This window comes from Stenotrophomonas sp. AGC87, assembly GCF_057333975.1.
In genome coordinates this window covers 47,665-58,410 of record NZ_JBHFHW010000038.1, presented here as the reverse complement: position 1 = coordinate 58,410, position 10,746 = coordinate 47,665, and the positions used below count along the sequence as shown (strand labels likewise).

Below are 10,746 nucleotides of genomic sequence, written 5' to 3'. Positions count from 1 at the left end.
CGGCACCTGCCAACGCAACCCGGCGCCGAGGGGACGGCACGGGGTGTAGATAAAGGACCCCCGCATGACTGAAAAGAAAGCGTACCCGCTGCGTATCAATGCCGACGTTCTGGCGGCAGCGCAGCGCTGGGCCGACGACGAACTGCGCAGCCTCAATGCGCAGATCGAATACGTGCTGCGTGATGCACTGCGCAAGGCCGGACGCCTTCCCAGACCCACCACCGACAAGGAGAGCAAGACATGAGCGCACGTTGGACGTATCTGACCGTTGAAATCAAACCGAATCTGATGGGCATCGTCAAAGCAGAGCAGATCCAGGACGCACTGACCCGACACGGCCAGCTGGGGTGGGAACTGGTCAATGTGATCAGCCTGGTGTCCGCAACCCCCTTCACCACGGCAGTGGCGATCTTCAAGAAGGAGGCGTGAGATGCGGATGCTGACACGCTGGGGATCGACCCTCCTGATGTTGTGCGCAAGCACCCTCGCCCACGCCACGTCACCGGAACAGACGGCGAGCGCATTGCTGGATCACCTTGAGGCAGACAGGACCACTGCCGCCGAGGCGATGTTCACGCCAGAGATGGCCAAGGCCGTTCCCGCCGCGCAACTCCGAACCCTCTGGCAGTCGCTGGGCGAACTTCGTGAGCGCGGTACCGCACGCATCACCACGCACGAGGGCATGACCATCATCGTCGTGCCCCTGACGTTCGCCAAGGGCGCGCTCGATGCGCAGATCGTGGTGGACGCGCAGCAGCGCGTGGCGGGCCTGATGTTCAAACCTGCGGCGGCACCAGCCGCGCCCGCGCCGCCGGCCGATGCGCCCTATCGCGAATCCTCGTTCGAGGTCCCCACCGCGACCGGCGCACTGCCGGGAACACTGGCGATGCCGACCGGCCGCGGCCTCTTCCCCGCCGTCGTGCTGGTGCACGGCTCCGGCCCGCAGGATCGCGATGAAACCGTCGGCCCCAATCGCCCGTTCCTGGACGTGGCGCGCGGCCTGGCGGCGCAGGGCATCGCGGTGCTGCGCTACGACAAGCGTACGAAGGTGCGCCCGCAGGACTTCGTCGGCCGGGATTTCACCATGGACGATGAGACCACTGACGATGCCGTTGCCGCAATCAACGCAATGGCCGGCGCACCTGGCATCGATCCAGGTCACCTGTACGTCATGGGTCACAGCCAGGGCGGCATGCTGGCGCCACGCATCGCACAGCAGTCGGACAAGGTGGCCGGTCTGATCCTGTGGTCGGCACCGGCGCGCTCACTGCTGACGCTGTTGCCGGAGCAGAACCGCTATCTGCTGGGGCTGCGGGGCCAGATCAGCGCGGAGGAACAGGCCTTCCTGGACACGCTCGATGCACAGATCGCCGCCGCACGTGGCACTGCCGACGTGCCGGCCAAGGACCTGCCGCTGGGCCTGCCGGCCGCCTACTGGCGCGCCTTTGAAGAGGTTGACCCGGTCGCCGATGCGCGCGCCTTGAAGCAACCGATCCTGCTGTTGCAGGGCGGCCGCGACATCCAGGTGATCGATACGGATTGGCAGTTGTGGAAACGCGGCCTGTCGCGCCAGCGATCTGTCACCTTCCGCGACTACCCCAGCCTCAACCACCTCGGCATCGCCGGGCAAGGCCCGGGCACCCTGGAGGAATACGCCAGCCCCGGCCATGTATTGCCGCAGCTGATCGACGATGTTGCCCGCTGGATCAAGGAGCGATCATGAGCACGCGCAGTTCCGCTCTACCACGCAGCATCGAGGTCGCCCCGGCACCAGCCTGGCGGTTGCTCTGGCTGTGGATTCCGCTACTGCTCGTCGCTGGCCTGATGGTCGGCACCGCGCTGGACGCACCGGAGCGTTCGCACACCGAGCTGATGATCACGTTGCCTTTCCTGGCCGTACTGGCAGCCGTACTGACCTGGGCCTACAGCCGGCGTCGCATCGTGCTGCATGAGGACACCCTGGAGGTGCAGTCGACCTTCTACCGCAAGCGCGTGCCGGTGAGCGAGATGCGTCTGGACGAAGCGCGCATCGTCGATTTCGCCGAGCATGGCCGGTACAAGCCCTCGATCAAGACCAACGGCTACGGCGTACCGGGCTTCCAGTCCGGGCACTACCGCATGGCCGATCGCAGCAAGGCGTTCTGCCTGATCACCGACAGCAGCCGTGTGCTGCACCTGCCGCTGCGCGATGGCAGCGCCCTGGTGATCAGCCCGGAGCGCCCACGTGCACTGCTCGATGCCCTGCAGGCGCTGGCCGCGCGGCCGGGCGCGCACTAAGCTGGCAGCATGCGCCGATCCCCTGCCCTGCTGATCAACACCGCCGAGATCGAACTGTGGCCCGGCGGCCTGCTGCGTGCACGCGGCTCTGCCGACGCGCGCGCCTTGGCTCGCGCGCAGTGGGTCCTGCGGCGCAAACGCGATGGGCGCTACCTCGCCGTCGCTACCGCCCACGGCGTGCTGCCGCTGGTGCCGCGCCTGATGCGCGAGCCGGGCATCGAGGAGGCATTGGATGCGCTGGACCGTCAGGTGCTGGATCGCCGCCGTGGCAGCGCACCCGATACGGTGCTGCCCCTGAGTGGACTGCAGCATCGCCTCGAAACCCTCGGAATTGATGCCGATGCTTACGAGGCCGCGACCGGTCTGGCGCTGGAAGCAGAACCGGCTCAGCTGCACCTGGCCGGCTTCGACCGCTACCGGCGGCCACTCTGGCTGCAGCGTGACGCCGCCCGCAGCTGGCAACGCCTGCGCGCGCGGGCCGCTGCCGATGGCATCGCCCTGGATGCGATCTCCGGTTACCGCAGCCACGATTACCAGCTCGGTATCTTCGCGCGCAAACGCAGCCGCGGGTTGAGCGTGGAGGAGATTCTGACGGTCAATGCCGCCCCCGGGTACAGCGAGCACCACAGCGGCTACGCGCTGGATATCGGCACCCCGGGCGAACCGCCCGCCGAAGAGTCGTTCGAATCAACCGCCGCGTTCGCGTGGCTGGGCGAGCATGCCGGTCGCTTCGGGTTCCAGCTGAGCTACCCGCGGGACAACCCGCACGGGATTGTCTACGAGCCGTGGCATTGGTGCTGGCGACACCCCACACCCTGACCGGCGCGAACCGCCTCACCCCTGCGAACGGTTGGTCGTCACTTTCGGATCCACCGTGAAATCGGCGATCCGCCACAGGTACAGACTCGCGTAGGTCCGGAACGGACCCCATTTCTCGCCGCGGGCGAGCAGTTCCTTCGGGGTGGGCATCACCTCGGCCTTGTCCACGCGCTGCGCGCCCTTGCGGACACCGAGGTCGTCCACCGGCAGGATGTCCGGCCGACCCAGCCGGAACATCAGCATCATCTCCACCGTCCAGCGGCCGATGCCGCGGATCGGCACCAGGGCATCGATGATGGCGTCGTGGTCCATCACCGACATCCGGCGCAGGTCGGGAATCTCCCCGGCCGCCTCGCGCCGCGCCAGGTCGCGCAGGGCCAGTGCCTTGTTGCCGGAAACGCCACAGACCCGCAGCCCGGGGTCATCGATACGCGCGAGCGTATCGGCGTGCAGCCGCGTGCTGCCGATGGCCGTCTCCACCCGTCCGACGATGGTCGAGGCGGCCTTGCCGCTGAGCTGCTGGAACAGGATTGCCCTGGCCAGCGCATCGACCGGATCGAACGTCTTCGCCCACCCGGGCTGCGCCTGGATCGGGCCGAGCCGCTTCATCCACGTGCCCAGCCGCCGGTCGCGCCGGCTCAGCCAGTCATGCGCCTCATCGACATCAAAGCCACGGCGGTATCGGGGCATGTCAGCGCCTCAGCGCGTTCAGCCCGTACGCCAGCCAGCCCACCATCAGGGCCGTGCCGCCGATCGGTGCCAGCTGGGTGCTGAACTTCCACAGGGCGCCGGCCACCAGGCTGCCGGAGAACAGCAGCGTACCGATCAGCAGCACATACAGGGCCAGCCGGCCGAGCGTGTTCTGCTGGGTAGGGCCGAGTACGGCCAGCGCCACGCCGTGCCCGAAGGCATACAGCGCCGCGGTGGTGACATGCGACTGCGCCAGCGGGTCGGCGATGCCATGGGAGGCGTAAGCCGACAGGCCCACCGCCGTGGCTGCGAGCAGGCCGCCCAGGCCGGCCAGCAGGGAGGGTTTGCGCGTGCGTCGTTCCAGGTTGAGCATGCTTGCGTCCTTCAGCCAGTGCCCCGCTGCCGGAGCCAAAAAAAAACGCGCCGCAGGAAGCGGCGCGTTTCAGGTCGTGCGTTACATCACGGCAACCGTCGGTTTACTTGACGGCCCAGTAGATGTCGTACGTGCCTTCCGGAGTGAACGACTTGTCCACGCCGTCCTTCCAGGACTCGTACGGACGATCGATCACTTCGTTGCCGCCGGTCACCGACCACGCACGCAGGGCGTTGCGGGCGATGTCCAGGCCGGCCATGTGGCCGGTGTAGGCCGCGTGGGCCGAACGATGCGGAGCAACGTGCACGTACTTGACCGGTGCACCACCGTCGATCTTCACCGTCAGGGCTTCGGCCGTCGCGGCTTCAGCACCCTTCTTCTTGACCGGCTGGGCCACGTCGAAGGCGTACTTCTCGGCGCCGAAATCGGTGGTGATGATGCGGAACGGACCGGCGGCTTCGAGGTTGTTGGCCTCCATGACGCGCTTGATCCACTCCTGGTTGTCCTTGATGGACTTGGTGATGGTCTCCTGGCCGCGATCCACGTTGCCGGCGGTGACGACCAGCAGGTCCTCGGCCGGGACGTCCACGATGGCCAGATCGGTCAGCGGGGCTTCGGCGGTGCGGTAGTCGATGTTCGGCACGGTGGCCAGCATGTTGGCCATGCGCGACAGACCCAGCTTCAGGTCGTCACCGGCGTGACGGCTGACGTACAGGCCAGCGTAACGACCGAACAGGTTGAAACCGTACTTGACGCTGTAGTCCTGCGTGATCTTGACGTTGCGGCCACCCTTGCCGGTCGGCTCCAGGGTGAAGCTGGTGGTCTTGTCGTGACCCTTGGAGGCGTCCTCGATCGCGATCGCCACGTGCTTGTTCTGCTCGGACTCGGTGATCACCCAGCTACCCTCGCCCAAGGAGCTTTCCTTGGAGGCGTAGTCCAGGCGTGCGCCGACGCCGGCAGCGGGGCCGGAGTACTTCAGTTCAACGGAGGGATCGCGCAGCAAGAGCGGGTTCCAGTCCTTGAAGCGGCGCAGGCTGTTGACCGTGTCGTACACGATCGTCATCTTGCGGTTGGTCTCGATGCTTTCGGAAATATGGCGCTCGCCCGGCAGACATACGCCAATGATGACGAACAGGCCAGCCACGATCCCCAAGGCGATCAGGAACTCGATAATACGGGTCATTCAGGAGTCTCCGGGGCCGATCCCACGGCCGGGTTGATTGAAGCGAAGCGCCAATCCTAGCAGGCTTCGCCGGTGTTGTTGATCAGGGTTGGCACACCGGTTTCCATGTCGGCAGCGGTTTTGCATAGACAAGGAGCGGAAAGATAACGCATCGCGCGTGTCAGCACGTAGCGGATGGACAATATTTCTTTGCCGGATTCGGCCGCCGAGACCGAAAATCCCCCTGCATCGCTTGCGCTGCAAGGGTTTAGCCGAATTCAGAAATTACCTACAAACCCGTGACCGCCCGAAGGCCGGCGACGGGTCCACAGGCTCAGACCAGCTGCAGTTCGAAGGCCTTGAGCACCGCCCGGGTACGGTCGCGCACCCCCAGCTTGGAGAGGATGTTGGAGACGTGGTTCTTGATCGTGCCCTCGGCCACGCCCAGTGAATTGGCGATCTCCTTGTTGGAGAAGCCGCTGGCCATCAGCCGCAGGATCTCGGTTTCGCGGTCGGTCAGCGGGTCCGGCCGGTCCAGGCTCACGAACTCGTTGCGCATGTGCTCCAGGCCCGACAGCAGGCGCTGGGTGACCGCCGGCTGCACCAGCGAGCCACCATCGGCCACGGTCCGGATCGCGCCCACCAGCTGATCCAGGGTCACGTCCTTGAGCAGGTAGCCCTTGGCGCCGGCCTTGAGCCCGGCCAGGACGAGCTGGTCGTCGTCGAAAGTGGTCAGGATGATGGTCGGCGGCAGCTGGTTCAGCCGCGACAGCATCTGCAGCGCCTCCAGGCCGGACATGACCGGCATGCGCATGTCCATCAGGACCACGTCCGGGCGGACCTGGGGAACCACTTCGACTGCCTGCCGGCCATCGGCGGCCTCGGCGACCACCTCGATGCCGTCATCGAGCGCCAGCAGTGAGCGGATCCCCTGCCGCACCAGGGTTTGGTCGTCGACCAGGCAGACGCGAATCATCAACGCACTCCTTCAATGACAGCGGTCAGCATCAATACTGGCACGCCGGGTACCGAGGCACGAAGGCGGAAGCCCTGTCCCCGGCGGGTTTCGATCTGCAGCTCACCACCGCATTGTTGCAGGCGCTCGCGCATCCCGCGCAACCCGTTGCCGACCACGATCCCGTCGGCGCCCACCCCGTCATCATGCGCTTCCAGCACCACGATGCCCGGGGCCTCGCGCCGGACCTTGATCCACAGGTTGCGCGCGCCGGCGTGCCGCACTGCATTGGTGATGATTTCCTGGGTGCAGCGCAGCAGCACATGAGCGCGCTCGGGGTCTTCCACGCTCAGCGGCTCGTCGATATCCAGGTGGATATCCAGCGAGGGCACCTGCTCGGTCAGCGGGCGCAGCGCGGCGGCCAGATCGATGGCGCCACTGTCGCGCAGCTGGCTGACCGCCTCGCGCACGTCGGTCAGCAGCAGCTTGGCCAGGGTATGGGCCTGATGCACGTGCTCCTGGGCCTGGCCCTCGGTGATGTGGCCGGCCACCTCCAGATTCAGGCTGAGCGCGGTCAGGTGATGGCCCAACAGATCGTGCAGCTCGCGCGAAATGCGGGTGCGTTCGTTGACGCGGGCGCTTTCGGCCAGCAGCACGCGGGTGGCGCGCAGCTCGGTATTGAGCCGGCGCTGCTCTTCCCGGGCATCGGTCTGCTGCCGCGCGACCAGGCTGGTCACGAAGATGAACATGGAGAAGCCGCCATACAGCAGCGACTGCATCACCGCTTCGAACAGTGAGAAATTGAGGATCAGGTAGTAGACCGGCAGCACCGCCAGCTGGCTCAGCAGCAGCCAGATCACGCCACCGCGCACCGGCAGCATCCACGGGATGACGCCGGCAGCGACCATCATCAGGATGCTGCCCAGCCCGGAGCCGCTCAGATAGCTCACGCCCAGCGCCGAGGCGGTGAGCAGCACCAGCATGACCCGGTCGTACCAGCGCGAGTGGCCGCCGTTGCGCAGCCCGCGGGTCAGCCAGAAGTACCCGGCGCCGAAGGCCAGATACGCGGCGAACAACCACAGCGCCCAGGCATCGACGCCACCGCCGCGGCGCAGCAGTGCTTCGTACTGTGAATAAACCAGAGGGAGTCCGACCATGACCCAGGTGAACAGGCCGGCCAGTCGCAGTACTCGGGTGTGGCTGAGGTATCCCAACATGGACGCATAGTAGGCTGAACCTGTTCCCCTGCACTCCCACAGAAGTCATGCCTGTCCGCTCGCGGGGGGAAGCCACCCATGCAATAATCGGACCGAGGGCCCCTTGATGGGCCAACCGCGTTACCCCACGGAGTCACAATGTCGATTGTCATCCGCGACGTGCGCGAGCACGAGCTCGATTCCGTCCTGGCCCTGAACAACAATGCCGGCCTGGCCATCCTGCCGTTGGATGCCGCCCGCCTGCGTCTGTTCTATGAAAGCGCTGAGTATTTCCGCGTCGCCGAGCGCGACGGCAACCTGGCCGGTTTCCTGATCGGCTTCGGCAGCGACAGCCAGCACGACAGCAGCAACTTCGCCTGGTTCAAGCAGCAGCTTGACAGCAAATTCTTCTACATCGACCGCATCGTGGTCGCCAGCCGCCGTCGCGGCGGTGGCGTTGGCCGTGCGTTCTATGCCGATGCGCAGAGCTACGCCGAGCTGCGCTACCCGCAGCTGACCTGCGAGGTGTTCCTGGATCACGGTGCCGATGCCGCCCTGCTCTTCCACGGCAGCTTCGGCTTCCGCGAGGTCGGGCAGAACAACATGGCCCACGTGGATGTACGCGCCAGCATGCTGCTCAAGGACCTGTGCAGTTACCAGTGGGTGCACGACACCTACGGCGACCAGTTGCCGGATGTGCCCTGGGTGGGCCATCGCCGCGAGCCGCTGCGCGTGCAGCAGCAGACGGGGACCTGATCGGTGGCAGCGAACATGGATTTTGAACAGGCCGGTGAACTGAAGATCGGCCAGGTCGGCATCGCCAATCTGCGTATCCGCACCCTCGATGTCGAGCGCCTCACCCGTGAAATGCAGGAACGTGTGGCACGTGCACCGAAGCTGTTCGGGCGTGCGGCAGTGATCCTGGATTTCGGCGGGCTCAGCAAAATGCCGGACGTGGCGACCGCCAAGGCGCTGCTGGACGGCCTGCGCAAGGCCGGCGTGCTGCCGGTTGCGCTGGCCTACGGCACCACCGAAACCGACCTGCTTTCCCAGCAGCTCGGCCTGCCGCTGCTGGCCAAGTTCCGCGCCCAGTACGAGCGCGCCGAGGCCGAGCCGGCTCCTGCGCCCCTGCCGGTCGCCGAACCGCCGCCGCGCCGTGCGCGTGCCGCCGCTGCCGTGCCTGCGGCGCCGGCACCCGCCGCTGTGGCCACCGGAGGCGCGCCCAAGCCGGGCCGCATGCAGACCGCCAACGTCCGCTCGGGCCAGCAGCTGTACGCGGAGAACTGCGACCTGACCGTCATGGCCACCGTCGGCGCGGGCGCCGAAGTGATCGCCGATGGCAGCATCCACATCTACGGTACGCTGCGGGGCCGTGCCCTGGCAGGTGCCCAAGGCAACACCACGGCGCGTATCTTCTGCCGTGAATTCCACGCTGAACTGGTCGCCATTGCCGGCCATTACAAGGTACTGGACGATGTTCCGGACTCCCTGCGCGGCAAGGCCGTGCAGGTGTGGCTGGAACAGGACCAGATCAAGATCGCTGCGCTGGACTGACGCAGCCCCCAAACAGAAGAATCAGGAGAAATCCTTTGGCTGAAATCATCGTAGTCACCTCCGGCAAGGGCGGCGTCGGCAAGACCACCAGCAGCGCCAGCCTGGCCTGCGGGTTGGCACGTCGTGGCAAAAAGGTGGCGGTGATCGACTTCGACGTCGGCCTGCGCAACCTGGACCTGATCATGGGCTGCGAGCGCCGCGTGGTGTACGACTTCGTCAATGTCGTGCACGGCGAAGCGACCCTCAAGCAGGCCCTGATCAAGGACAAGCGCTTCGACAACCTGTACGTGCTGGCTGCCTCGCAGACCCGCGACAAGGACGCACTGACCCAGGAAGGCGTGCGCAAGGTGCTCGACGATCTCATCGCCGACGGCTTCGAATACGTCATCTGCGACTCCCCGGCCGGTATCGAGAAGGGCGCGTTCCTGGCGATGTACTACGCCGACCGTGCGGTCGTGGTGGTGAACCCGGAAGTGTCCTCGGTGCGCGACTCGGACCGCATCATCGGTCTGCTCGATTCGAAGACCCACAAGGCCGAATCCGGCAAGAACGTGCCGGCCTTCCTGCTGCTTACGCGCTACAGCCCGGTACGGGTGGAAAGCGGCGAAATGCTCAGCATCACCGACGTGGAAGAAGTGCTGGGCCTGAAGGCCATTGGCGTGGTGCCCGAATCGGGCGACGTGCTCAATGCGTCCAACAAGGGCGAGCCTGTGATTCTGGACCCCGAATCGGCGGCGGGCCAGGCATACGAAGATGCGGTGGGTCGCATCCTTGGCGAAGAGCGTCCGATGCGCTTCACCACCGTGGAGAAGAAAGGCTTCTTCAGCAAGCTGTTCGGAGGGTAAGCATGGGACTGTTCGATTTCCTGAACCGAAAGAAGACCACTGCCGAAACGGCCAAGAACCGCCTGCAGATCATCATCGCGCAGGAACGCAGCCACCGCGGCGGCCCGGACTACCTGCCCCTGCTGCAGCGCGAGCTGCTGGAAGTGATCAAGAAGTACGTCAACATCGACGCTGATGCGGTCAAGGTCGATCTGGTCAAGGACGGCGAGCACGATGTGCTCGATATCTCCGTCGCCTTGCCGGAAGGCCCGCAGCAGCCCTGATCGACATCGCCCCTTCCGTTCTGGAAGGGGCGGTTGAGCGGTAACCCATGAACGACGCTGCCCCCACCGCCGAACCGCAGGTCACCCGCGTCGGCGATATCCGTTTCGACGATGCCCTCGCCCTGCTCGCCACCCACGATCTGCACCTGCATCGTGTGGCCGATGGCGCGCCGATTCCGGGCAGCTATTGGGGCGAACCCGAAGCCGGCATCATCGGCAGCGACGTGTATGTCCGCGATGACACCCCCGTGCACTCGATGCTGCACGAAGCCTGCCACCTGATCGTGCTGCCGCCGGAGCGGCGTGCGCTGGTGCATACCGATGCCACCGATTCGGTGCCCGAAGAAGACGCCACCTGTTACCTGCAGATCGTGCTGGCCGGGCAACTGCCGGGTGTAGGCAGCGCGCAGTTGATGCTGGACATGGATGCTTGGGGGTATACGTATCGGTTGGGGTCGACCAAGGCGTGGTTCGAGCAGGATGCGGAAGATGCCAGAGCGTGGCTGGTCGAGCGCGGCCTTCTTCCTGCGTAAATCCGCACATGCGGTCAGTCCCGGCGGCCTTGATCCCCGGTAGTGGGGGGGGGGGGGGGGGGGGGGGGGGGGGGGGGGG

15 protein-coding genes are annotated in these 10,746 nt (G+C 66.0%); 10 read left to right on the top strand and 5 right to left on the bottom strand.

Translation table 11 applies throughout. The features are described from left to right. Positions 1–64: 64 nt before the first annotated feature. Genes ACE026_RS15270 through ACE026_RS15250 form a run of 5 tightly spaced genes read left to right on the top strand, consistent with a single transcriptional unit; the run spans position 65 to position 3,096 of the window. Complete coding sequence (locus ACE026_RS15270; RefSeq protein WP_346468884.1) at positions 65–244, top strand: type II toxin-antitoxin system antitoxin; 180 nt, start codon at positions 65–67, stop codon at positions 242–244. Then, entirely contained in the window at positions 241–429 is a 189-nt protein-coding gene (locus ACE026_RS15265; protein ID WP_346468883.1) for a DUF4177 domain-containing protein, read from the top strand. The genes ACE026_RS15270 and ACE026_RS15265 overlap by 4 nt, the downstream gene beginning before the upstream one ends. 37 nt (positions 430–466) lie before the next feature. Next, on the top strand, positions 467–1,723 hold the full coding sequence (locus ACE026_RS15260) for an alpha/beta hydrolase (RefSeq protein WP_486039691.1): 1,257 nt from the start codon (positions 467–469) through the stop codon (positions 1,721–1,723). Next, on the top strand, positions 1,720–2,277 hold the full coding sequence (locus ACE026_RS15255) for a PH domain-containing protein (protein WP_486039690.1): 558 nt from the start codon (positions 1,720–1,722) through the stop codon (positions 2,275–2,277). The genes ACE026_RS15260 and ACE026_RS15255 overlap by 4 nt, the downstream gene beginning before the upstream one ends. Positions 2,278–2,286: 9 nt before the next feature. Next, complete coding sequence (locus tag ACE026_RS15250; RefSeq protein WP_486039688.1) at positions 2,287–3,096, top strand: M15 family metallopeptidase; 810 nt, start codon at positions 2,287–2,289, stop codon at positions 3,094–3,096. A 15-nt stretch (positions 3,097–3,111) separates the two neighbouring features. On the opposite strand, the gene ACE026_RS15245 is transcribed toward ACE026_RS15250, so the two are convergent. The 5 genes from ACE026_RS15245 to ACE026_RS15225 all read right to left on the bottom strand — a co-directional run bounded on the left by ACE026_RS15245 (position 3,112) and on the right by ACE026_RS15225 (position 7,493). Further along, entirely contained in the window at positions 3,112–3,786 is a 675-nt protein-coding gene (locus tag ACE026_RS15245) for a DNA-3-methyladenine glycosylase family protein (protein WP_486039687.1), read from the bottom strand. A 1-nt stretch (position 3,787) separates the two neighbouring features. Then, positions 3,788–4,159: a DUF423 domain-containing protein gene (locus tag ACE026_RS15240; protein WP_486039686.1), complete on the bottom strand. Its 372-nt coding sequence runs from the start codon at positions 4,157–4,159 to the stop codon at positions 3,788–3,790. 103 nt (positions 4,160–4,262) lie between these two features. After that, positions 4,263–5,342 (bottom strand): polyketide cyclase, encoded by a 1,080-nt coding sequence (locus ACE026_RS15235; RefSeq protein WP_486039685.1) that lies wholly within the window; start codon positions 5,340–5,342, stop codon positions 4,263–4,265. A 313-nt stretch (positions 5,343–5,655) separates the two neighbouring features. Then, positions 5,656–6,297, bottom strand: a complete 642-nt coding sequence (locus ACE026_RS15230) for a response regulator (protein WP_019184539.1) — start codon at positions 6,295–6,297, stop codon at positions 5,656–5,658. Further along, positions 6,297–7,493, bottom strand: coding sequence for a sensor histidine kinase (locus ACE026_RS15225; protein WP_486039684.1), 1,197 nt, complete (start codon positions 7,491–7,493; stop codon positions 6,297–6,299). Before ACE026_RS15225 ends, ACE026_RS15230 begins: the two co-directional genes overlap by 1 nt. A 138-nt stretch (positions 7,494–7,631) precedes the next feature. Between ACE026_RS15225 and ACE026_RS15220 the strand changes: the two genes are divergently transcribed. Genes ACE026_RS15220 through ACE026_RS15200 form a run of 5 tightly spaced genes read left to right on the top strand, consistent with a single transcriptional unit; the run spans position 7,632 to position 10,667 of the window. Then, a complete protein-coding gene (locus ACE026_RS15220; protein WP_088432114.1) occupies positions 7,632–8,228 on the top strand; it encodes a GNAT family N-acetyltransferase in 597 nt (198 codons plus the stop codon). A 15-nt stretch (positions 8,229–8,243) separates the two neighbouring features. Beyond that, positions 8,244–9,026, top strand: a complete 783-nt coding sequence (minC, locus tag ACE026_RS15215) for a septum site-determining protein MinC (protein WP_486039683.1) — start codon at positions 8,244–8,246, stop codon at positions 9,024–9,026. A 35-nt stretch (positions 9,027–9,061) separates the two neighbouring features. Next, positions 9,062–9,871: a septum site-determining protein MinD gene (gene minD, locus ACE026_RS15210; protein WP_088432112.1), complete on the top strand. Its 810-nt coding sequence runs from the start codon at positions 9,062–9,064 to the stop codon at positions 9,869–9,871. Between the two features lie 2 nt (positions 9,872–9,873). After that, entirely contained in the window at positions 9,874–10,134 is a 261-nt protein-coding gene (gene minE / locus ACE026_RS15205; RefSeq protein WP_017355894.1) for a cell division topological specificity factor MinE, read from the top strand. A gap of 47 nt (positions 10,135–10,181) precedes the next feature. Continuing rightward, entirely contained in the window at positions 10,182–10,667 is a 486-nt protein-coding gene (locus ACE026_RS15200) for a hypothetical protein (RefSeq protein ID WP_486039682.1), read from the top strand. The last annotated feature ends 79 nt before the right edge of the window (positions 10,668–10,746 follow it).

Coding starts and splice junctions, on each gene's coding strand:
- ACE026_RS15240 (WP_486039686.1), bottom strand. CDS start 4,159: ATGCTCAACCTGGAACGACGCACGCGCAAACCCTCCCTGCTGGCCGGC.
- ACE026_RS15250 (WP_486039688.1), top strand. CDS start 2,287: ATGCGCCGATCCCCTGCCCTGCTGATCAACACCGCCGAGATCGAACTG.
- ACE026_RS15260 (WP_486039691.1), top strand. CDS start 467: ATGTTGTGCGCAAGCACCCTCGCCCACGCCACGTCACCGGAACAGACG.
- ACE026_RS15255 (WP_486039690.1), top strand. CDS start 1,720: ATGAGCACGCGCAGTTCCGCTCTACCACGCAGCATCGAGGTCGCCCCG.
- minC (WP_486039683.1), top strand. CDS start 8,244: ATGGATTTTGAACAGGCCGGTGAACTGAAGATCGGCCAGGTCGGCATC.
- ACE026_RS15235 (WP_486039685.1), bottom strand. CDS start 5,342: ATGACCCGTATTATCGAGTTCCTGATCGCCTTGGGGATCGTGGCTGGC.
- ACE026_RS15230 (WP_019184539.1), bottom strand. CDS start 6,297: ATGATTCGCGTCTGCCTGGTCGACGACCAAACCCTGGTGCGGCAGGGG.
- minE (WP_017355894.1), top strand. CDS start 9,874: ATGGGACTGTTCGATTTCCTGAACCGAAAGAAGACCACTGCCGAAACG.
- ACE026_RS15200 (WP_486039682.1), top strand. CDS start 10,182: ATGAACGACGCTGCCCCCACCGCCGAACCGCAGGTCACCCGCGTCGGC.
- ACE026_RS15225 (WP_486039684.1), bottom strand. CDS start 7,493: ATGTTGGGATACCTCAGCCACACCCGAGTACTGCGACTGGCCGGCCTG.
- ACE026_RS15220 (WP_088432114.1), top strand. CDS start 7,632: ATGTCGATTGTCATCCGCGACGTGCGCGAGCACGAGCTCGATTCCGTC.
- ACE026_RS15265 (WP_346468883.1), top strand. CDS start 241: ATGAGCGCACGTTGGACGTATCTGACCGTTGAAATCAAACCGAATCTG.
- ACE026_RS15270 (WP_346468884.1), top strand. CDS start 65: ATGACTGAAAAGAAAGCGTACCCGCTGCGTATCAATGCCGACGTTCTG.
- ACE026_RS15245 (WP_486039687.1), bottom strand. CDS start 3,786: ATGCCCCGATACCGCCGTGGCTTTGATGTCGATGAGGCGCATGACTGG.